The 21,827-nt window shown below is 63.1% G+C and carries 21 protein-coding genes; 11 read left to right on the top strand and 10 right to left on the bottom strand.

What is annotated here, in order from left to right; translation table 11 throughout:
- Positions 1-14 precede the first annotated feature (14 nt).
- Both FQ668_RS23340 and FQ668_RS23345 read left to right on the top strand, forming a co-directional pair.
- Positions 15-683, top strand: coding sequence for a DNA-3-methyladenine glycosylase (locus FQ668_RS23340; protein WP_010955424.1), 669 nt, complete (start codon positions 15-17; stop codon positions 681-683).
- A gap of 2 nt (positions 684-685) precedes the next feature.
- Entirely contained in the window at positions 686-2,002 is a 1,317-nt protein-coding gene (locus FQ668_RS23345) for a bifunctional DedA family/phosphatase PAP2 family protein (protein WP_014592539.1), read from the top strand.
- Between the two features lie 130 nt (positions 2,003-2,132).
- Here FQ668_RS23345 and FQ668_RS23350 read toward each other — a convergent pair whose 3' ends face one another.
- Genes FQ668_RS23350 through FQ668_RS23360 form a run of 3 tightly spaced genes read right to left on the bottom strand, consistent with a single transcriptional unit; the run spans position 2,133 to position 3,808 of the window.
- On the bottom strand, positions 2,133-2,723 hold the full coding sequence (locus FQ668_RS23350; RefSeq protein ID WP_003249708.1) for an LON peptidase substrate-binding domain-containing protein: 591 nt from the start codon (positions 2,721-2,723) through the stop codon (positions 2,133-2,135).
- 9 nt (positions 2,724-2,732) lie between these two features.
- Entirely contained in the window at positions 2,733-3,449 is a 717-nt protein-coding gene (locus FQ668_RS23355; RefSeq protein ID WP_004576852.1) for an LrgB family protein, read from the bottom strand.
- The gene (locus FQ668_RS23360; protein WP_014592540.1) at positions 3,446-3,808 is read right to left on the bottom strand and encodes a CidA/LrgA family protein; all 363 of its coding nucleotides are present in this window, start codon (positions 3,806-3,808) and stop codon (positions 3,446-3,448) included. Before FQ668_RS23360 ends, FQ668_RS23355 begins: the two co-directional genes overlap by 4 nt.
- 143 nt (positions 3,809-3,951) lie before the next feature.
- On the opposite strand from FQ668_RS23360, the gene FQ668_RS23365 reads away from it, so the two are divergent.
- The 9 genes from FQ668_RS23365 (at position 3,952) to FQ668_RS23410 (ending at position 15,049) form a co-directional block, all read left to right on the top strand.
- Positions 3,952-4,407 (top strand): MaoC family dehydratase, encoded by a 456-nt coding sequence (locus tag FQ668_RS23365; RefSeq protein ID WP_014592541.1) that lies wholly within the window; start codon positions 3,952-3,954, stop codon positions 4,405-4,407.
- Positions 4,408-4,523: 116 nt separating this feature from the next.
- Positions 4,524-5,402, top strand: a complete 879-nt coding sequence (prmA, locus tag FQ668_RS23370) for a 50S ribosomal protein L11 methyltransferase (protein WP_003249700.1) — start codon at positions 4,524-4,526, stop codon at positions 5,400-5,402.
- Between the two features lie 43 nt (positions 5,403-5,445).
- On the top strand, positions 5,446-6,801 hold the full coding sequence (locus tag FQ668_RS23375) for a DUF3426 domain-containing protein (protein ID WP_144180685.1): 1,356 nt from the start codon (positions 5,446-5,448) through the stop codon (positions 6,799-6,801).
- A gap of 207 nt (positions 6,802-7,008) precedes the next feature.
- A complete protein-coding gene (dusB, locus tag FQ668_RS23380; protein ID WP_003249695.1) occupies positions 7,009-8,022 on the top strand; it encodes a tRNA dihydrouridine synthase DusB in 1,014 nt (337 codons plus the stop codon).
- Positions 8,019-8,339: a DNA-binding transcriptional regulator Fis gene (fis, locus tag FQ668_RS23385; protein ID WP_012274390.1), complete on the top strand. Its 321-nt coding sequence runs from the start codon at positions 8,019-8,021 to the stop codon at positions 8,337-8,339. Before dusB ends, fis begins: the two co-directional genes overlap by 4 nt.
- Before the next feature lie 81 nt (positions 8,340-8,420).
- Positions 8,421-10,028: a bifunctional phosphoribosylaminoimidazolecarboxamide formyltransferase/IMP cyclohydrolase gene (gene purH, locus FQ668_RS23390; RefSeq protein WP_014592543.1), complete on the top strand. Its 1,608-nt coding sequence runs from the start codon at positions 8,421-8,423 to the stop codon at positions 10,026-10,028.
- Between the two features lie 146 nt (positions 10,029-10,174).
- Positions 10,175-11,470, top strand: coding sequence for a phosphoribosylamine--glycine ligase (purD, locus tag FQ668_RS23400; protein WP_003249685.1), 1,296 nt, complete (start codon positions 10,175-10,177; stop codon positions 11,468-11,470).
- A gap of 135 nt (positions 11,471-11,605) precedes the next feature.
- The gene (locus FQ668_RS23405; RefSeq protein ID WP_019437009.1) at positions 11,606-14,377 is read left to right on the top strand and encodes a hybrid sensor histidine kinase/response regulator; all 2,772 of its coding nucleotides are present in this window, start codon (positions 11,606-11,608) and stop codon (positions 14,375-14,377) included.
- Between the two features lie 75 nt (positions 14,378-14,452).
- Positions 14,453-15,049, top strand: coding sequence for a MarC family protein (locus FQ668_RS23410; protein ID WP_014592545.1), 597 nt, complete (start codon positions 14,453-14,455; stop codon positions 15,047-15,049).
- 40 nt (positions 15,050-15,089) lie between these two features.
- On the opposite strand, the gene FQ668_RS23415 is transcribed toward FQ668_RS23410, so the two are convergent.
- From FQ668_RS23415 to cobG, 7 genes are all read right to left on the bottom strand, one after another.
- The gene (locus FQ668_RS23415) at positions 15,090-15,746 is read right to left on the bottom strand and encodes a hypothetical protein (RefSeq protein WP_144180687.1); all 657 of its coding nucleotides are present in this window, start codon (positions 15,744-15,746) and stop codon (positions 15,090-15,092) included.
- The gene (locus FQ668_RS23420) at positions 15,739-16,428 is read right to left on the bottom strand and encodes a hypothetical protein (RefSeq protein WP_144180689.1); all 690 of its coding nucleotides are present in this window, start codon (positions 16,426-16,428) and stop codon (positions 15,739-15,741) included. Before FQ668_RS23420 ends, FQ668_RS23415 begins: the two co-directional genes overlap by 8 nt.
- Before the next feature lie 51 nt (positions 16,429-16,479).
- Entirely contained in the window at positions 16,480-17,163 is a 684-nt protein-coding gene (locus FQ668_RS23425) for a hypothetical protein (protein WP_144180691.1), read from the bottom strand.
- Positions 17,164-17,281: 118 nt separating this feature from the next.
- On the bottom strand, positions 17,282-18,979 hold the full coding sequence (cobJ, locus tag FQ668_RS23430) for a precorrin-3B C(17)-methyltransferase (protein WP_144180693.1): 1,698 nt from the start codon (positions 18,977-18,979) through the stop codon (positions 17,282-17,284).
- On the bottom strand, positions 18,967-19,698 hold the full coding sequence (locus FQ668_RS23435) for a precorrin-2 C(20)-methyltransferase (RefSeq protein ID WP_144180733.1): 732 nt from the start codon (positions 19,696-19,698) through the stop codon (positions 18,967-18,969). Before FQ668_RS23435 ends, cobJ begins: the two co-directional genes overlap by 13 nt.
- Positions 19,698-20,324 carry a precorrin-8X methylmutase gene (locus FQ668_RS23440; protein WP_014592551.1) on the bottom strand — a complete coding sequence of 209 codons (627 nt, stop codon included), beginning with the start codon at positions 20,322-20,324 and terminating at the stop codon, positions 19,698-19,700. The genes FQ668_RS23435 and FQ668_RS23440 overlap by 1 nt, the downstream gene beginning before the upstream one ends.
- Positions 20,317-21,648, bottom strand: a complete 1,332-nt coding sequence (gene cobG, locus FQ668_RS23445) for a precorrin-3B synthase (RefSeq protein WP_172830942.1) — start codon at positions 21,646-21,648, stop codon at positions 20,317-20,319. Before cobG ends, FQ668_RS23440 begins: the two co-directional genes overlap by 8 nt.
- Positions 21,649-21,827: the final 179 nt, after the last annotated feature.

Here is a 21,827-nt window from a genome sequence, read left to right on the forward strand (position 1 = left end):
CACGAACTGCCCGCATGCCAGCCCTGCCCGACAGCTTTTTCGACCGCGACGCCCAGACCCTGGCCAAGGCCCTGCTGGGCAAGGTCATCCGTCACCGCCACGGCGACCTGTGGCTGGCCGCGCGGATCATCGAGACCGAGGCCTACTACCTTTCCGACAAAGGTAGCCACGCTTCGCTCGGCTACACCGAAAAACGCAAGGCGCTGTTCCTGGATGGGGGGCACATCTACATGTACTACGCCCGCGGCGGCGATTCGCTGAACTTCAGCGCCCACGGGCCGGGCAACGCGGTGCTGATCAAGTCTGCCTATCCTTGGCAGGACACCCTCTCGGGGCCCGACAGCCTGGCGCAGATGCAACTGAACAACCCCGATGCAAGCGGCAATATCCGCCCGCAAGAGCGCCTGTGCGCCGGCCAGACCCTGCTATGCCGGGCCCTGGGCCTGAAAGTGCCGCATTGGGACGCCCAGCGTTTCGACGCCGAACGCCTGTACGTCGAGGACTGCGGCAACGCCGTGCCCCGGGTGATCCAGGCTGCTCGCCTGGGCATCCCGCACGGGCGCGACGAGCACCTGCCATACCGCTTCGTCGATGCCGAGTACGCCCGTTTCTGCACACGGAACCCGTTACGTCGCGGCCAAGTCGAAGGCCGTGATTTCTTCATTCTCGAACAAGGAAGCTGAACATGGGCCAATGGCTCGACAGTCTGACCGGCTGGCTCAGCGCCAACCCGCAGTGGCTTGGCCTGGCGATTTTCCTGGTGGCCTGCATCGAATGCCTGGCCATCGCCGGCATTATCGTGCCGGGCACCGTACTGCTGTTCGCCGTTGCCGTACTGGCCGGTAACGGCACGTTCAGCCTGGGCGAAACGCTGCTCCTCGGCTTTCTCGGCGGCCTGCTGGGCGACGCCTTGTCTTACGCAGTGGGCAAGTACTTCCACCAGAACATCCGCCGCCTGCCGCTGCTACGCCACCATCCGGAATGGATCGGCAGCGCCGAAAGCTACTTCCAGCGTTATGGCATCGCCAGCCTGCTGGTAGGCCGTTTCATCGGCCCGCTGCGGCCGATGCTGCCAATGGTCGCCGGCATGTTCGACATGCCCCTGCCGCGCTTCATCGCCGTCAGCCTGTTGGCGGGCGCCGGCTGGTCGGTAGCCTACCTGCTACCCGGCTGGGCCACCGGCGCCGCCATGCGCCTGCCCCTGCCGGAAGGTTTCTGGCTGGACGCCGGGATCATCGCCGGCGCCCTCGCGGTGCTGATCGGCCTGAGCCTGAATACCAGCCTGCGTGACCAGCGCCACGGCACCCGGCTGGTTGCCGCGCTCAGTTTCATCACCCTGGCCGGTGTATTCCTCGGCTGGCGCTACTTCCATGAATTCGACCAAGGCGTGATGACACTGGTCCAGGAGCATCGCAGCCAGGCCATCGACAGCACCGTGGTGCTGGTGACACGGCTAGGCGATTTCCGCACCCAGTTGTTCCTCGGCGCCCTGCTGACCGGCCTGCTGCTGCTTGCCCGTCAGTGGCGACACGCATTTTTCGCGGCGGGCGCGTTGATGGGCACGGCGATCGCCAACGGCACACTGAAATGGCTATTTGCCCGAGCCAGGCCGGAAGTACTGACCGATCCACTGACCAGCTACAGCATGCCCAGCGGGCACAGCTCGGCATCGTTCGCGTTCTTCCTGGTAATGGCCGTACTGGCAGGGCGTGGGCAGCCACCCCGGATGCGCCTGACCTGGGTCATGCTGGGGTGCATTCCAGCGCTGGCGATTGCCCTGTCGCGGGTGTACCTGGGGGCGCACTGGCCAACCGATATCCTGGCTGGGGCCCTTCTGGCCTGTTGCGTATGCGCACTCAGCCTGACACTGGTGCAACGCCAGCAGCCCCTGCCAGCCCTGCCGCTACGGGTGTGGTGGCTGGTGTTGCCGGCATGTGTGGCGCTGCTGGCGTTCTTCGCCATGCATGCGTTGCCGCAGGCGTTGGCCAGGTATCAGTATTGATGTTGCCTGTGCCGGCCTATTCGCGGGTGAACCCGCTCCTACAATGGGTATCGCGTGGTTCACAGGGTATTACGCGCGTTGTAGGAGCGGGTTTACCCGCGAAGGGGCCGGCACCGGCAATACAGCACCATCAGGCGAACAATTCACCCTGAATCCGCTCCAGCAGCTTCTGGATTTCCCCCAGCCGCTGCTGCGGCGAATCGAGGGTCAGCAGGTCCAGCTTGTCCTCTTCCATGAACGGCAACAGATACGCCAGCTGATTGGCCAGCGCCTGACGCCCGTCCACCGGGCGCGGCATGCCCAGCGCTTCGACCATGGGGTGCTCACCCAGAGCCACCAGCAGCGCCAACAGGTCGTCATCGGCTTCCAGCAATGGGCTGTCTGCCTGCTCCGGCAGCCATTGCACCTGGCCCACCAGCAACTGGTCCTTCTGCACCTCGGAGCTTTCCAGGTTGAAGCGCCGCACGCCCTCGACGCGGATACCCAGTAAGCCGTTATCCTGCTGCACGAAGTCGCGGATCACCGCTTCACAGCCGATCGAGGCGACCACCGGCGGTGCCTTGCCGACTTGTTCGCCCTCAAGGATGCACACCACCCCAAACCCTTCGCCCTGCTTCATGCAGCGCCCGATCATGTCCAGGTAGCGCGCCTCGAAAATCTGCAAATCGAGAAAGCAGCCAGGAAACAGCACGGTATTGAGCGGAAACAGCGGTAGCGTCATCACAATTCCTCAAGCCACCAGGCTGACTGCCAGCGGCAGGAACACCGCTGTAGCCACTCCCATCAGGCTCATCGCCAGCGCGGCAAAGGCGCCGCATTCGTCACTTTCCTGCAGGGCCACCGAAGTGCCCACTGCGTGTGCGGTCACGCCCAGCGACATGCCGCGCGCCTCAGGGCTGTGCACGCCGAAGCGGCTCAGCAACGCCGGGCCGAAGATCGCCCCGATCACCCCGGTAATCAACACGAACACCGCGGCCAGGGCCGCCACGCCGCCAATCTGCTCAGCCACCAGCATGGCGATCGGCGAGGTGACGGACTTCGGCGCCATGGTCATCAGGATCATGTGCTCGGCACCGAACCACCAGCCCAGCACCAGGCAGCAGAGCGTGGCGAACAGGCCTCCGACTACCAGCGTAGTAAATGTAGGCCAGAACAGCTGGCGGATGCGACGCAGGTTAAGATAGAGCGGCACAGCCAGGGCCACGGTAGCGGGCCCCAGCAGGATGTTCATGATTTCGGTGCTTTTGCGGTACTCGCTGTAATCGATGCCGCACAGCAGCAACACACCGATCACCAGCAGCATCGATACCAATACAGGTTGCAGGAAGATCCAGCGGGTTTTCTCGTAGGCTGCCAGCACTACCTGATAGGCCCCCAGCGTGATGCCGATACCGAACAATGGGTGATGAATGACCGCATCGAGCGCGCCCTGCCAATCGAGCATCATGGCTGCTCCTCACGCTTGCCCTGGCGCTGGATGAGCTTTTGCATCAGCACACCGACGAATACCAGGGTCACCAGGCAGGAGATCAGCAAGGCCCCGGAAATCGCCCAGAAGTCGGCAGCAATGTCCTTGGCATATACCATCACCCCGACTGCCGGCGGCACCAGCAGCAGCGGGAGATAGCGCAGCAAGCTGCTGGCGGCCTCGTTCAGCGGCTTGCCGACCTCACCGCGGGCCATGAGGAAGAGCAGCAGCAACAACAGGCCGATGATCGGCCCGGGCAAAAACGGCACAAACAGGTGATTGATCGCCGTCCCCAGCAGCTGGAACAGGACCAGCCAGGTCAAACCACGCAACAGCATAAGCATCTCCCTCGGGCATGGCCGCCATTATAAGCACGCACAGCTTCAGACCGATATTCGCCGAAAAGCGGGCAACTTGACTGAAACGGTTCGCCGTGCTGATCTTGTACTTTCGTACCAATTGACAGCCCGGAGAGTCCGCGATGCCCCATGTACCGGTTACAGAGCTTTCGCAGTACGTTGGCAAGGAGCTGGGCCACTCGGAGTGGTTGAAGATCGACCAGCAGCGCATCAACCTGTTCGCCGAGGCGACCGGCGATTTCCAGTTCATCCATGTCGACCCTGAGAAGGCGGCAAAAACCCCGTTTGGCGGCACGATCGCCCATGGTTTCCTGACCTTGTCGCTGATCCCCAAGCTGATCGAGGACATCCTCGTCCTGCCGCAAGGGTTGAAGATGGTGGTGAACTACGGGCTGGACAGCGTGCGCTTCATTCAGCCGGTCAAGGTCGACAGCCGGGTTCGGCTGAAGGTAAAGCTGGGCGAGGTGGTGGAGAAAAAGCCGGGGCAGTGGCTACTCAAGGCGATTGCCACGCTGGAGATTGAGGGTGAAGACAAACCTGCTTATATAGCCGAGTCGCTGTCACTCTGTTTTGTCTGATACATGCCCGGGGGCTGCTGTGCAGCCCCCGATCCACAAATCCCCCGCACTCGCGTAAACTGCCAGCCTTCGCGCAGCCTAGGGCTGCCCCTGTCGATTTATCAAAGGTGCCCGCCATGCCCTGGCTGCAAGTACGCCTGGCCATCAGCCCGGAACAAGCCGAAACCTATGAAGATGCGCTACTTGAAGTAGGCGCCGTCTCGGTCACGTTCATGGATGCCGAAGATCAACCGATCTTCGAACCAGACCTCAACACCACCCCGCTGTGGTCGCATACTCACCTGCTGGCGCTGTTCGAGGCCGATGCCGACCCTGAACAGGTGTTCGCCCACCTGCGCCTGCTGACCGGCGCCGAGCTGCCCGAGCACCAGGCCGAGGTGATCGAGGACCAGGACTGGGAACGCAGCTGGATGGACAACTTCCAGCCGATGCGCTTCGGCCGCCGCCTGTGGATCGTGCCCAGCTGGCACGATGCCCCGGAAAAGGACGCCGTGAACCTGCTGCTCGACCCGGGCCTGGCCTTTGGCACCGGCACCCACCCCACCACGGCCCTGTGCCTGGAATGGCTCGACGGCCAGCAGCTTGAAGGCACCCAGGTGCTGGACTTTGGCTGCGGTTCGGGCATCCTGGCCATCGCTGCGCTGCTGCTGGGCGCTCGCGAAGCGGTAGGTACCGACATCGACGTGCAGGCCATCGAGGCTTCGCGCGACAACGCCCAACGCAACGGCATTGCCGACGAGAAACTGGCGCTGTACCTGCCCGAGCACATGCCGGCGATGCAGGCCGACGTACTGGTTGCCAACATCCTCGCCGGCCCCCTGGTGTCGCTGGCGCCACAGTTGTCCGGCCTGGTTCGCCCAGGTGGTCTGCTGGCGCTTTCGGGCATCCTCGCCGAGCAAGGTGAAGACGTGGCCGCCGCTTATGCCGCCGACTTTGAACTGGACCCGATCGTCGTGCGCGACGGCTGGGTGCGCATCAGTGGTCGGCGTCGCTAAGCGGGCCTAGAATACTTTTCTGCACAGCTCCCCGGATCGCCGCATGACCGACAGTTTCGTCACCCAGTGCCCGCATTGCCAGACCAGCTTTCGCGTCACCCACCACCAGTTGGGCGTGGCGCGTGGCGTGGTGCGCTGCGGTCACTGTCTGCAGGTATTCAATGCCGCCAAGCAGCTGCTGGAGCAAAACCGTGCCGCTACCACCAGCGCCCCCGTGGTGCCAGCACCGGTACCTCCAGCGCCTGCCGCCCCACTGGCCGAGCCGGCGCAAGAGCCCGCCGACAGCGTACGCGGCACCCCTCCTGACCAGGACTGGGCGCTGACTGCCCAGGCGCTGGACGAGCTCGACCTCGACAAGGAACTGGAGCGCCTGGAGCGTCGCGGCCAACCGGCCCCGGCCCGCACGGCCAGCCAGGATGAGAACCTGCAGGCCCGGCGCGATGAACTTCACCCGGACGAGCACGCAGAAGACCTTTTCGGCACGGCTACCGATGAGCCCTACGTGCCGCAGGAACCGGCAGAGCCTACCCCGGTGCTGCTGGAACCGGAACCTTTGGAGCTCGACCTGGAGCCTGCACCCGGCGAACGCACCGAGCCTACCCTGGGCAGCAACCTTGACCTGGACATCGATGGCGAGCCCCCCGTGCACGGTGCGGCCGTACGCGATGACCAGCCCGCATTCAGCGAACCGCTGCGCATCAGCGATGACGAAACCCCGGAAAAAGGCCTGAGCGCCCGCGACGATGAACCACTGGCGCTGCGCCTGTCGGCGCATGACGACGAGCCCGTCGAGCCGCTGCCCGGAGAGCGCCTGGAACCAGGCTTTGCCAGCAAACCCGAGCGCTCCTCGCGCAAGGAGCCGCTGGTCGACGTGGTCGACGACCCGCTGCAGCTAGGCTGGGAAAAACCCGCACCCAACTGGGGCAAGCGCCTGCTGTGGGGCTTTCTGACCCTGCTGGCTGCCGGCCTGCTGGCGTTCCAGTACGTGTGGTTCCATTTCGACGAAATGGCCCGCCAGGACCAGTATCGGCCGATTTTCCAGCAGATCTGCCCGATGGTCGGTTGCCAGGTGCCTACCCGCGTCGATATTGCACGCATCAAGAGCAGCAATCTGGTGGTGCGCAGCCACCCGGACTTCAAGGGCGCACTCATTGTCGACGCGATCATCTACAACCGCGCACCGTTCGCCCAGCCGTTCCCATTGCTGGAGCTGCGCTTCGCCGACCTCAATGGTCAACTGATCGCCAGCCGTCGCTTCAAGCCCAGCGAGTACCTGTCGGGCGAACTGGCAGGGCGTGGCGAAATGCCCAGCCAGACGCCAATCCACATTGCCCTGGACATCCTCGACCCTGGGCCGAAGGCCGTGAATTACAGCCTGAGCTTCCGTTCGCCGGAGTAGGCGGCAAGCGGCCAGCAGCAAGCGACAAGACAAGAAGCCCCAACCGTGACCGCTTTTCGTCTTGTCGCTTGCTGCTTGAAGCGCAAAGGCATAAGCCGACAACTGTTCAGATTTTATCCAAATCCATCTTTATCCAGTCATCGAGAGCGGGTATCATGCCAACCCTTTTTCGAACTCCAAGATTCGGCCCCACAACAGGGATCACCTATGTCGGCGGTACGCATCGGCCAATACACACTACGTAACAACCTGATCCTCGCGCCCATGGCCGGGGTCACGGACCAGCCTTTCCGTACACTTTGCCAGCGCCTGGGCGCCGGCATGGTGGTGTCGGAAATGGTAAGCAGCGACATGAGCCTGTGGAACAGCCGCAAGTCGAGCCTGCGCCGCATCCATGAAGGTGATCCCGAGCCACGCTCGGTGCAGATCGCCGGCGGTGATGCGCAGATGATGGCAGCGGCGGCAAAGGCCAATGTCGAAGCAGGTGCCCAGATCATCGACATCAACATGGGCTGTCCGGCAAAAAAAGTCTGCAACAAAGCCGCAGGCTCTGCTTTATTGAGAGATGAAGCCTTGGTCAGCGAGATCCTCCACGCCGTGGTCAGCGCCGTGGACGTACCGGTGACCCTGAAAATCCGCACCGGCTGGGACCGGGCGAACAAGAACGGCCTGAACGTGGCGAAGATCGCCGAACAGGCTGGCATCCAGGCGCTGGCGGTGCATGGCCGCACACGTGCCGACCTGTACACCGGCGAAGCCGAGTACGACACCATCGCTGCCATCAAGCAGGCGGTGTCAATCCCGGTTTTTGCCAACGGCGATATCACCTCGCCAGAAAAGGCCCGGGCGGTGCTGGAAACCACCGGGGTCGATGGCCTGTTGATTGGCCGGGCTGCCCAGGGGCGGCCATGGATCTTTCGCGAGATCGAGCATTACCTGCGCACTGGCGAACATCTGCCAGCGCCGCAACTGGACGAAGTGGAACGCATCCTGCTGGAGCATCTGGCCGCGCTGCATGCCTTCTATGGCGATGTGATGGGCGTACGTATCGCCCGCAAGCACGTTGGCTGGTACCTGGCAACACGACCCGGCGGCAAGGAGTTTCGCGCCCGGTTCAACGCTTTGGAAGACACACAAGCGCAGTGCGCCAACGTTCGCGCGTTTTTCAGCGAACGTCGACAGAGCCTTGAGACAGAGGACGGACAAGGGGTGGCCGCATGACGATGATGACCGAGACATTTGTGAGTGGAACAACGCCCGTGAGCGACAACGCCAACCTGAAACAGCACCTCAACACGCCGAGCGAAGAGGGCCAGACCCTTCGCGACAGCGTCGAGAAGGCGCTGCACAACTACTTCGCCCACCTGGAAGGCGCGACCGTGACGGACGTGTACAACCTGGTGCTCTCCGAAGTCGAGGCGCCCCTGCTCGAAAGCGTGATGAACTACGTGAAGGGCAACCAGACCAAGGCCAGCGAGATGCTCGGGCTGAACCGAGGCACCCTGCGCAAGAAGCTCAAGCAGTACGACTTGTTGTAAGCCAGAATCCCATCCAGAAAAGGCGACTCCCTGAACAGAGGCGCCTTTTTTGCTGACTCCACCGCGTTATTGGAACCCGAAATGACCGACCAGACTACCCGCCTGCCAGTCCGCCGCGCCCTGATCAGCGTCTCCGACAAGACCGGTATCCTCGAATTCGCCCGTGAGCTGCAGCAGCTCGGTGTCGAGATCCTGTCCACCGGCGGCACCTACAAGCTGCTCAAGGACAACGGCGTAAACGCGGTGGAAGTGGCCGACTACACCGGCTTCGCCGAAATGATGGATGGCCGGGTCAAAACCCTGCACCCGAAGATCCACGGCGGTATCCTCGGCCGTCGTGGCACCGACGACGCCATCATGAACGAGCACGGCATCAAGCCGATCGACCTGGTTGCGGTCAACCTGTACCCGTTCGAAGCCACCATTTCCAAGCCTGGCTGTGACCTGCCGACCGCCATCGAGAACATCGACATCGGCGGCCCGACCATGGTCCGTTCGGCAGCCAAGAACCACAAGGACGTGGCCATCGTGGTCAACGCCAGCGACTACGCCGGCATCGTCGAAGGCCTCAAGGCCGGTGGCCTGACCTATGCCCAGCGCTTCGACCTGATGCTCAAGGCGTTCGAGCACACTGCCGCCTACGACGGCATGATCGCCAACTACATGGGCACCATCGACCAGGCCAAGGACACCCTGAGCACTGAGGCGCGCAGCGAATTCCCGCGCACCTTCAACAGCCAGTTCGTCAAGGCACAGGAAATGCGTTATGGCGAGAACCCGCACCAGAGCGCGGCGTTCTATGTAGAAGCCAAGAAAGGCGAAGCCAGCATTTCCACCGCTGTCCAGCTGCAAGGCAAGGAACTGTCATTCAACAACGTGGCCGACACTGACGCCGCGCTGGAATGCGTAAAGAGCTTCGTCAAGCCGGCCTGCGTCATCGTCAAGCACGCCAACCCGTGCGGCGTGGCGGTAGTACCGGAAGACGAAGGCGGCATCCGCAAAGCCTACGACCTCGCCTACGCGACCGACACCGAATCGGCGTTCGGCGGCATCATCGCATTCAACCGTGAACTGGACGGCGAAACCGCCAAGGCCATTGTCGACCGCCAGTTCGTCGAAGTGATCATCGCCCCGAAAATCTCCCAGGCCGCCCGCGAGGTGGTGGCTGCCAAACAGAACGTACGCCTGCTGGAGTGCGGCGAGTGGCCAGCCGAGCGCGCTGCCGGTTGGGACTTCAAGCGCGTCAACGGTGGCCTGCTGGTGCAAAGCCGCGATATCGGCATGATCACCGCCGATGACCTGAAGATCGTCACCAAGCGTGCCCCGACCGAGCAAGAGATCCACGACCTGGTATTCGCCTGGAAAGTGGCCAAGTTCGTCAAGTCCAACGCCATTGTCTACGCCAAGCAGCGCCAGACCATCGGCGTCGGCGCCGGCCAGATGAGCCGCGTCAACTCCGCCCGCATCGCTGCAATCAAGGCAGAGCACGCTGGCCTGCAGGTGCAGGGCGCGGTCATGGCGTCGGATGCATTCTTCCCGTTCCGTGACGGCATCGACAATGCAGCTAAAGTGGGTATCAGCGCCGTGATCCAGCCGGGTGGTTCGATGCGTGATGCTGAAGTCATCGCTGCTGCCGACGAGGCCGGCATCGCGATGGTCTTCACTGGCATGCGCCACTTCCGCCACTAATTACGCGGATCCCGAGGCGAGTCGAGATCCTGTGGGAGCGGGCTTGCCCGCGAATACGATGGTGGATTCACCGCCGCATTCGCGGGCAAGCCCGCTCCCACAGTGTTCGGCGCAAGCCACGGGATCACTTGAATCGAGGTTTTGACATGAAAGTTTTGATCATCGGCAGCGGCGGCCGTGAGCACGCCCTGGCCTGGAAAGTCGCCCAGGACCCACGCGTCGAGAAAGTCTTCGTTGCCCCGGGCAACGCCGGTACCGCCATTGAAGCCAAGTGCGAGAACGTCGCCATCGACGTGTGTGCCCTGGAGCAACTGGCCGACTTCGCCGAGAAAAACGTCGACCTGACCATCGTCGGCCCGGAAGCACCGCTGGTTATCGGCGTGGTCGACCTGTTCCGCAGCCGCGGCCTGGACTGCTTCGGCCCAACCAAGGGCGCGGCCCAGCTGGAAGGCTCCAAGGCCTTCACCAAGGATTTCCTGGCGCGTCACAAGATCCCGACCGCCGACTACCAGAATTTCACCGAGATCGAGCCAGCGCTGGCCTACCTGCAGGAAAAAGGCGCGCCAATCGTGATCAAGGCCGATGGCCTGGCAGCTGGCAAGGGCGTGATCGTCGCCATGACGCTGGAAGAAGCCGAAGCCGCCGTGCGTGACATGCTGGCTGGCAACGCCTTCGGTGAAGCAGGTTCGCGTGTCGTGATCGAAGAGTTTCTCGACGGCGAGGAAGCCAGCTTCATCGTCATGGTCGACGGCCACAATGTGCTGCCCATGGCCACCAGCCAGGACCACAAGCGCGTCGGCGACCAGGATACCGGCCCGAACACGGGCGGCATGGGCGCCTACTCCCCTGCCCCGGTCGTTACCGCCGACGTGCACCAGCGCGTGATGGACCAGGTGATCTGGCCAACCGTGCGCGGCATGGCCGAGGAAGGCAACGTCTACACCGGCTTCCTCTACGCCGGCCTGATGATCGACAAGGCGGGCAACCCCAAGGTCATCGAGTTCAACTGCCGCTTCGGCGACCCGGAAACCCAGCCGGTCATGCTGCGCCTGGAGTCGAGCCTGGTCCTGCTGGTGGAAGCTGCATTCGCCAAGGCACTGGACAAGGTCGAAGCACAGTGGGACCCGCGCCCGAGCCTGGGCGTGGTCCTGGCCGCGGGCGGTTACCCGGGCGACTACGCCAAGGGCGACGTGATCAACGGCCTGGACGCTGCCGCCAAGATCGAAGGCAAGGTATTCCATGCCGGTACTGCGCTCAAGGATGGCAAGGTAACCACCAACGGCGGGCGCGTGCTGTGTGCCACCGCCATGGGCAGCACCGTTGCCGACGCGCAGCAGCAGGCTTATCGCCTGGCCAAGGAAGTCAGCTGGAACGGCAGCTTCTACCGTTCCGACATCGGCTATCGGGCCATCGCCCGCGAGCGCGGTGAGCACCAGCAGTAAGTACTACCGGTATGCCGTAGCGGTTTCAGCCTGCGGCATCCGGCTCGTCGACAGGGCCCGGAATGGGCCTTGCCTTCGACTTGGCGCGCCGCGCATAGTGAGTACCCGGCACATCGGCCAAGAAGGGATTTCGTAGTGCGTCGGCTTCGGATTGCCTCAGCTCTGATCGTCAGCTTGCTGACCCTGCTCTGCATGTTTCCGGCTGCGGCCGAACATGACGGTGGCTGGACCGTTCTGCTCGACGAACAGGCCAACCTGCAACTGAGCGATGTGCGCTCCGAGCGCTATCGCAACCAGTTCAGCCCACTGCCTCTCGCCGACCTTGATGCTGCCCCGGCTGGACAGGCCTTGTGGCTGCACTATCGTCTGGCACCAGGTGACCAGGAGCAACTGCTGCGGGTATTTGCCCCGGACCTTTCTGGCCTGGACCTCTACGCCCTCGAAGGCGAACAACTTCTGCGTCAGCTGCACCACGGGCACCAGGCCGGCAATGCCAGCCCGACCCTGCGAGGCAGCGACCATGTATTGCCCCTGCCCTACAGCAGGCAACCGCTGGACATCTACCTGCGCCTGGTCTCAGAGCACCAGCTGCGTCCGGCCATCAGCCTTGAGCCTGCGGCCGAGGCAGCCTCTGACCAACGCCAGCCGCTGCTGTTCGGCATGCTGTTCGGCGGCCTGATCATGCTGATCATGCACAACCTGATCCGCTTCCTCTACACCCGCTCCAGCACCACCCTGATCCTGGCGCTGTACCACGGCCTGATGCTGCTCAGCGGCCTGATCCTGCTGAACCTCAGCGGCCCTTGGTGGCATGTGTGGCACAGTGCGCAAACGCCTGCCGCCTATCTGACGCTGGTCCTGGCCGGCCTGTCCGGGTTGTATTTCACCCAACATTTCTTTTCGCCGTGCAATTCGCCCCGGCTTAACCGCCTGCTGCAAGGTGAGATGCTGATTGTCGGGCTCAGTGGGCTGGTGCTGCTGTTCATCGATACCCTGCCACTGAACCTGATGACCTACGCCCTGATGGCGCTGGGCAGCGTGAGCATGCTGCTGGTCAGCAGCTACCACTGGTACAAGGGTTATGCGCCCGGACGCCTGTTCAGCCTGGCCATGGTGGTGTTCAACCTCGGAGGCCTGGTACTGCTGCCAGCCCTGCTGGGCCTGACACGCACCTCGACACCCTGGCTGCTGTGTATCCTGCTGGGCCTGACCGTGGTCAGTGGCCTGCTGCTCAACCTGGCGGTCAGTGAACGGCTGCGGCGCATAAGCGAGGAGCGCTTCAGCGCCAGCCGTGCGCTGGCCGCCAGCGATGCAGAAATCAACGCCAAAGCCGAGTTCCTGGCCAAGATCAGCCACGAAATCCGCACCCCGATGAACGGCGTGCTCGGCATGACTGAACTGCTGCTGGGCACACCGCTGTCGGTGAAGCAACGAGATTATGTGCAGACCATCCACAGCGCGGGCAACGAGCTGCTGACGCTGATCAACGAAATTCTGGACATTTCCAAGCTGGAATCCCGGCAGATCGAGCTGGATGATGTGCAGTTCGACCTTAACGCGCTGATCGAAGATTGCCTGAACATCTTCCGCGCCAAGGCCGAGCAACAGAACATCGAGCTGATCAGCTTCACCCAGCCACAAGTACCGCGGGTCATCAGCGGAGACCCGACGCGCCTGCGCCAGGCCTTGTCGAGCCTGCTGGAAAACGCCCTGAAAAACACCGACCAGGGCGAAATCCTGCTGGTGGTTGCGCTTGATCAACGCGGCGAGGTGCCACGCCTGCGTATCGCCGTGCAGGACAGCGGCGAGCCGTTGCCCGCCGCCGACCGTGAAGCCTTGCTGCAGGCCGAGCTGCACAGCCACCACTTCCTTTCCAGCAACAAGCTGGGCGGCCACCTGGGGCTGGTCATCGCCAAACAGCTGATCGGTCTGATGCAGGGCGAGTTCGGCATCAAGAGCAGCACCGGCATGGGCAACACCTTGTGGCTGACCTTGCCGCTGGACCCTTCACGCCTGGAACAGCCACCGGCGGACCTCGACAGCCCGTTGCGCGATGCCCGCGTGCTGGTGGTCGACGACAACGACACGTGCCGCAAGGTGCTTGTACAGCAGTGCAGCGCCTGGGGCATGAACGTCAGCGCGGTGCCGTCCGGCAAGGAGGCTCTGGCCCTTTTGCGCACCAAGGCACACCTGCGCGACTACTTCGACGCGGTGCTGCTGGACCAGAACATGCCCGGCATGACCGGCATGCAGCTGGCCGCCAAGATCAAGGAAGACCCGAGCCTGAACCACGACATCCTGGTGGTGATGCTCACCGGCATCAGCAATGCACCGAGCAAAGTCATCGCGCGCAACGCCGGGGTCAAGCGAATACTGGCCAAGCCGGTGGCTGGTTATACATTGAAGACCACCCTGGCCGAGGAGCTGGCCCAGCGCGGCCGCGAACAGGCGATGCCTGCCAGCCTGCCTGGCATCCCGCAGGCGCTGGACCTGCCTGGCGACTTCCGCGTGCTGGTCGCCGAAGACAACAGCATCTCGACCAAGGTGATCCGCAGCATGCTCGGCAAGCTCAACCTCAAGCCCGATACCGCCTGCAATGGCGAAGAGGCCTTGCAGGCAATGAAGGCGCAGCATTATGACCTGGTGTTGATGGACTGCGAGATGCCGATACTGGACGGTTTCTCGGCCACCCAGCAGTTGCGGGCCTGGGAAGCTGAAAACCAGCGCCAGCGCACGCCGGTGGTGGCACTGACAGCGCACATACTGGCCGAACACAAGGAGCGCGCGCGGCTGGCAGGCATGGACGGACACATGGCCAAGCCGGTGGAGTTGTCGCAGTTGCGTGAGCTGATTCAATACTGGGCCAATCACCGGGAAGCCAAGGTGGACCCGGCACATACGTCCTGACCGATATCCAATGCTCTTGCAGGAGCGGCCTCGCGACACAAGGCTGCGCCGGCATAAACCCAAGGAACACTGCTCATGCTCCATGAGTTGTTCAGCGTCTACCTGAAAATGCTCGTGCTCTACAGCCCGTTCTTCGTGCTGTCGTGTTTCATCAGCCTGACCCGCGGCCACTCCAGCAAGGAGCGCAAGCAACTGGCCTGGAAGGTCGCGTTCGCAGCCTTGGTCGCCAGCGTGATGCTCTACCTGTTCGGGCGCGCGATCTTCGGAATATTCGGCATCACCGCCGATGCCTTCCGCATCGGTGCCGGCAGCGTGCTGTTCATTTCGGCCCTGGGCATGGCCCAGGGCAAGCCGGCGGTACAAGCCGACAACGTGCAGCAGGATGTGACCATCGTCCCGCTGACCATTCCGCTGACCGTTGGCCCCGGTACCATCGGTGCCCTGTTGGTGATGGGGGTGAGCCAGCCACACTGGGATGAAAAACTGCTGGCCATCGTCAGCATTGCCCTGGCCAGCTTCACCGTAGGGCTGGTGCTGTATCTATCGCACGGTATCGAGCGCCTGCTCGGTGACCAGGGTTTGCAAATCGTCAGCCGCCTGATGGGCCTATTCGTCTGCGCCCTGGCAGCACAGATCATCTTTACCGGGATTCGCGGTTACCTGCTGCCCTAGGGGGCAGAGCCTAAGCTGTCCAGATCGGTAGGCCGCAGGCCTACAATTGCAGCTCAAGGATAGCCTTGCCATTTTGCTTGTCGACACTGGCCTGGGCCCGCTTGCGGTAGTCTTCGCGGAACCCCTGCAAGTTGAAGTGGATCACTTCGACACGCATGTCCAGGATTTTTACTTCACTGTTCAACTGCATGAACAGGAAGTCCCTGGAGGTCTTTTTCATCGACATTTCCATGTGGACCAACACCATGTCGATGAAGCCGCTCGACTGCTGTGAGCATGGCAGCAACTGAAAGCGCCCGACCGCTTTGGAGACTGCCCTGGATTCAAACGCGGTCAGTGCCTGGCTGTCATTGCGCAGCGCCTGAAGCGACGACTGGGCAGATTGATAATGACCGGCGGAGCCTTTCTGGCGAACCTGGGCAAGCGCCTGCTCGGCAAGGCTGGCCCTGTCGGGCCCCGGTCGAGTCGCAGTGGGCGCGAGCCTGCCATCAAAGCCCAGAAACGCAAGGTTACGCCAGTAGTTCCTGAACCAGTCCGGCTCCAGGCCTTCGTTAAAGTCCCCCCAGGCTACTTGCTGGGCAAACGCATTGGCCAACAGGATGTCGTCACGGGCTTCGCGGCTAACACCTGGCAAGAATGACAGCAGGCTGCTGTGGACGAGTTTGCCACTGGCGACACCTTGATTGAACTCACTCATTTTCGACTCCTGATGTTGTGGCAAGTTTGACCTGGCTGCGGTACTGCAATTGCTTGACCTTGATAGCGTCATGCAAGCCCGGACTTATCGAACTGATCACTTTTTCATGGGTGAAATAATTGGCATCGAACTGCTGAGTGGCATGGGCACTTGAAAGATTCAGCGGCTGCCACAGCCAATCCATCGCCAGATGCTCTGCTGTGCTAAAGCCCAACTCGGTACTGATGACGCCTGAGTCGGCCAGTATCAGGCGCAACTCCATACGCACATGGCTCACGCCTTCATCGTCCGGGGGCCGAACACATTCCGTCCATAACAACTGTTCCATGGCACCGTCTGGTTGGGCGGAGTAGACGTCGAGGCATCTGGCTACCGGCCCCTGCAGGGCGCTGGGCACACCTGCCAAGAGCTTGGCCCGCAGCATGCTCCACGGTTCACAGGCCACTGCGGTTGCAGCAGGCACGGCGCCGGAATGCAAGGTCGCGACAGTGCAGCCGAAGTTACCCTGAATTCGCAGATAGTCCTTGTGCCAATCAGCGTCCTGAATGGCGTGCCCCTTGTTAGCGGTCAGGTAGGCTGCCAGCTGAATATCCAACAGTGCTTCTGCTCGTGAAGCACTGACATTGTTGTTGATCAATACCAAGCTATTGCCGTTCAACCACAAAGTGTAATTGGCTTGCATCAGTATGCCCTCCAAGCCCGTCGACGCCGTGTCGACAGGCCAACTTCATGGTCAGAGTTCCAGTGCCAGCAGGACCTGCAGGGCATTGTCGTCAAGTTTGGTTTCTATAATGGCGCGAACTTTGTCGTATTGGCGCTTATCGAAATTCAACACCGCACCACAAGCAAAGTTGGAAGTACCGTTGCTTTCCCACTTGAACAGCAGATAGTTGGCAGCCTTGTCAGGCTTGGCGTCGGTTTGGATCGCACTGACCAGCATCGCCACTTGGCCGCCGTCCGTCTGCTCGCACTTGGTAAGGCTCAGCCCGGTTCGGTCATCTTCAACCGACCTGCGGTCGAGCAACTCGACGTTTTTGGTGCTGGCGGCCAAGGCTGAAACAACCGTTTTGCCGAGATTGTCCAGGGCGGTTGCCACATCACCAGTGAAAACGCCATATGCCGCCTGCAGGCCCTTGCCCAGCAAGTTGCTGATCTCAAGGCGCATATTGCGTTCAGTGACCTGCTGTACATCGACATTGGTCGGCGCCCAGCCCATCTTGGACATCAGGTAGATGTAGTGTTTGAACCAGAGTTGCGTTTCACGGATAGGGTCATGCTGCTTGTTGGCACCTTGCGTTGCCAGGGCATGACAAGCCTTTGCAGCATCGCGGTTTTGCTCACCCATCAGGTCGGGGAACACGAACAGATTCTTGTCCGGCAGAACCTGAAGCTGCAGCTTCTCTTTATCGGTCGTCATGGGAAAGGTCTCCAGGAAGGGTACGGTCGGAGCCAAATAGCTCCAGCCGCAAACCTACCTACGACCTTTACCTCAATCTGCCACGAAGCAGTTCCTCATCTGCCCGCGCTACCGCCGCTTACGGCTTTGCGCCATACCAGCGCGGGGTATACACCCAAACCCCGCCAGCTGCGCGGTCGAAAGTGCAGGTAGTGGAAGATCCAACCAGCACCATGGTGCGCATGTCGACCATTTCTGGCAGCAGTTCGGCCAAGGTGACTACCTTCAGCGTCTGCCCCGGCCTACCGATGTCACGGCCTAGGACTACAGGCGTATTCCCGTCACGGTGTCGACGCACAACCTCCAGGGCCACACCGAGCTGGTGTGGCCTGGCCTTGGAGATCGGGTTGTAAAAGGCCAGCACCAGGTCGGCCTGGGCAGCCAGGTCCAGGCGTTTTTCAATGATCGACCAGGGCTTGAGGTTGTCCGACAGCGACATCACGCAGAAGTCATGCCCCAGCGGTGCACCTGCCTGGGCGGCGGTTGCCAGCGAGGCTGAAACCCCCGGCAAGATCTGCAGGTCAACGCGATGCCAGGTGGGGTCGCTGGATTCGTGCAATGCTTCGAGCACCGCAGCAGCCATGGCGAAAACGCCCGGGTCACCCGAAGAGACCACCACCACCGAACGGCCTTGGGCCGCCAGTTCGAAGGCATGTCTGGCACGCTGCATCTCTTCGCGGTTGTCGGTGCAGTGCAGCACCTGGTCGCGGCGGAACGGGCCAGCCATGCGCACGTAAGTTTCGTAACCGAGCACATCTTCGGCCTGCGCCAGTTCGGCCTTGACCGCCGGCACCATCAGCTCCGCCGCACCTGGGCCAAGGCCGATGACCGCCAGGCGACCGCGACGGCGGCCGACCTGCGCTACGTCGACCGGGGCAGGCGCCACCGCGACCACGACTTCTTCAAGCGCTATCAACTCGGCATCGGGCACCGCCGCAGCGACCATGCTGGCCACATCGCCAGAGCGGGTAGCGAAGCGCAAGGGGACACCCAGGGCCTGCGCAGCTTCTTGCAACGCGCTGTCGGCCATGGTTCGCTCGTCGGCCAGCACGCAGGCTACCGAGGGCTCGGCAATGCCGGCCTGCTGCAGTGCTGCGCGAATACTGTGCAGATTGCCACCTGCAACGCCCACGACCACCAGGCGCGGGTGGATCAGCAGCTCGTCGCGGTTGGCCGGGCGCGCCTGATGCCCCACATGGATGGTGCGCTGCGCCGCTTCGCTGGCGGGCAACTGCGCCAGCTGCAACCACGGGGCGTTACCTTCGATGCGCACAGACTCACCCGCCAACAGGTCGGATACAAAGCGCTTGCCTTGCTCGATGTCGGCCAATGCATAGCCCTGCGGCGGGTTCAGCAGGCAAGTCCCGAAGCGCAACTCGCCACTGGTAGTGATGGCGGCGGAAACGCCCAGTGCGTCAGCGATTTCGCGTGCCATCACGTTCACCCCGCCGAGGCCTCCGAGCAACGGCACTACCGCACTACCATCCTCGGCCACGGCCAGTACCGGCGGCTCGCTGCCCTTCTCGCTGAGCAGGCTGGCCAGGCTGCGGATGACGATACCCGCGGCGCACAACGCAATGATCGGCGTGTCTTGCTGGTACAACCCGCGCAGGGTATCGCCGAACGACGCGTACGACTGGTCCGCACCCTCGACACGCCCCTCGAGGCCATGGATCGTGGCCTGTGGATAACAGGCCTGGATACGCTGCGCCGTCGCCAGGCTGCCCGGGCCGAGAATGACGATGGCCGGTGCCCTGCGCATGTTCAGCCCTGCCATTTTTCCCCCGGCACGATGATCAGCGAGAAGTAGGGTGACGACTGCGGGTCGACCTGGTCCAGCGGCACGATCTTCTGGTTGGCCATGGTCGCCCGTTCCACATACAGCGCACGCCCATCCAGGCCCAGGTCGGCCAGCACTTCGCGCACCTTGGGGAAGTTGCGCCCAAGTTTCATGATCACCGCTGCATCGGCGTCGGCCAGACGGCGCTTGAGCTCTTCAGCGGGCAACACGCCGGACAACACCGACAGGCTCTGGTTACGGTACACCAGCGGTGCCCCCAGCACCGAAGCGCCACCGAGCATGGAGCAGACACCGGGGATCACTTCTGCCTCGTAGCGCTGCGCCAGGCGGTCATGCAAGTACATGTAGGAGCCATAGAAGAACGGGTCGCCTTCGCAAATCACCGCCACGTCGCGGCCGGCATCCAGGTGCTCGGCCACCTGGACGCTGGCCTCGTCGTAGAAGTCGCTGATCACTTGCTCATAGGACAGCGGCGCCGGCAGCACTTCGGTGGTGACCGGGTAGACCAGCGGCAGCAAGGTCTGCTCGGGCTGCAGGTGCACCTCGATAATGCCGAAGGCATTGCCACGCTTGCCCTTGGCCACGAAGTAGCCGACCACCGGTGCCTCACGCAACAGGCGCAGGGCCTTGAGGGTAATCAGTTCAGGATCGCCAGGGCCCACGCCCAGGCCAAGCAGTCGTCCGCGCGGGGCCATCATTCCACCTCCGTGGCCAGGGCGTTGACCGCCGCGGCGGCCATCGCGCTGCCGCCCAGGCGGCCTTGCATGATCACGAACGGCACGCCACGGCTGTCGGCGGCGAGCATGGCCTTGGACTCGGCAGCCCCGACGAAACCGACCGGGAAACCGAGGATCAGCGCCGGCTTGGGCGCACCGGCGTCGAGCATTTCCAGCAGATAGAACAGCGCGGTAGGGGCATTGCCGATTACCACCACGCTGCCTTCCAGGTGCGGGCGCCACAGCTCCAGGGCTACGGCCGAACGTGTGTTGCCGGCATCTTTGGCCAGGCCCGGCACGCTTGGGTCGCGCAGGGTGCAGATGACTTTGTTGTCGGCTGGCAGGCGGGCCCGGGTGATGCCTTCGGCCACCATGTGCGCATCGCACAGGATCGGCGCGCCGTTAAGCAGCGCCTCGCGCCCGGCCCGGCCGGCACCTTCGGAGAACTGCAGGCCATTGATGGCATCGACCATGCCACAGGCGTGGATCACGCGCACGGCGAGCTTTTCGAGGTCTGCGGGGATCCGCTCGAGTCGGGCTTCCTCGCGGATGATCCGGAAGGAATTGCGATAGATCTCCTGACCATCGCGGATGTAGTCAATCATCAAGGTGCTCCGTCGGCAGGTCGAGCATGGCGCCTGCTTCATTCAAGGTAAGGTCGGTGGCGCGCAGGGCACCGAAACCCGGCTGGCGCGCATCACGCAGGTACAGGTCGTAACGGCCCGGCGAACGGGCCAGCAAGGTGGCCGGGGCAACATGGGCCACGGCGCAGGAACGGGGGCAGCCGGACAGGTGCACGCTGGCAGGCACGCCAGGGCCCAACAACGCGGCCAGGACAACGGCGTCAGCCTTGGTCTCGGCAAGGGCCTTGGCGCAGCCGCTGGCACCGGTGCAGGCGCTGATACGCGCCAGGGGTTCATGGTCGTGGCACAGCAACCCCAACGCAGACAGTTCGGCCAGGGCCTGATCGATGTGCTGCGCTTGCAGGTTGGTCAGCACCAGGCTTTGCCAAGGGCTAAGGCGCATGCTGGCATCGCCCAGTTCACGGGCAATACGTGCGGCGCCACGCAGCATCGCGGGGGTCAGGCGGCCTTGCGGCGGGGCAGCGCCAAGGGCAATACCCTGCGCCTGGGGCAATCTGCCCAACCACGAGGCGCGGTGCGGTTCACGCCGCCAGGTGAGCACGGCAGCATCGCGGCGGATATCCAGGCCGAGCCCAGCGACAAAATCGGCTGTCGGGTACACCTCAAGCAGCTGGCGCATGCGCGTGTGCGTGGGGGATGCCAGATCGAGGAAGTGCTCCAGGACGGCGCGCACCAGCATCAGGCCCTGCGCCAGCGGCACCGCACCGAGCGCCTGGCCCTCTGCCGGGCAACCTGCCAGGCCAAACGCCAGCCAGGTCTGCTGGTCCAGGTGCAGGGGCGACAGCCACAGGTCATGAGGGTGCTCGAGCATCGCCAGGCGCTCGCCTGCATCCAGCTGCACAGCGAACTTGGCCGACAGCTGGTGAAAGCGCGGGGTGCCTTCCAACAGGTCGAGGATCTGCCCGGCCAGCGGCCTGGCGTCCAGCAGCATGAGCGGGTCATGCCCGGCCAGCGGGCTGAGCATCACGTTGCGCACATCGTCACCCGCGGCATCGCGTGGTCCCAGGCCAGCTGCGAGCAGTGCCTCGACCAAAGCGCGATGCTCGCTGCCAATGCCGCGAATCTGCAGGTTGCCACGGTTGGTGGCCTCGATCACGCCGCCAGCAAAGCGCTCGGCCGCCGCCGCCACGGCTTCGGCCTGCTCGGCCAGCAGCAGGCCACCCGGCAGCTTGATACGGCAGATGCCGCCATCACGGGCACTGACGATACGCCACAACCCCGGGCAGGCCGAGGGACGAGGGATGACAGTGGGGGCTTCGGCCTGGGTCAATGGGGTGTCCGGCAATCTGTGAAAGTGCGCTTGAGTGTAGAAGGCGCGGTATTATGCCTGCTTTGTCCGGTGGCATGAAAAGCCGGTGGTCGAGCATCCTCGGCGATTAAGTAGAAATTCAGGACCGCGTCGCCTTCTTCGCGGGCTCGCCCGCTTCCACAGGATCACTGCAGGCTGCACAGGCTGCCCGGTAT

Origin of the sequence: Pseudomonas sp. Kh14 (assembly GCF_900291005.1) — a bacterium.
Taxonomy (GTDB): Bacteria; Pseudomonadota; Gammaproteobacteria; order Pseudomonadales; family Pseudomonadaceae; genus Aquipseudomonas; species Aquipseudomonas alloputida.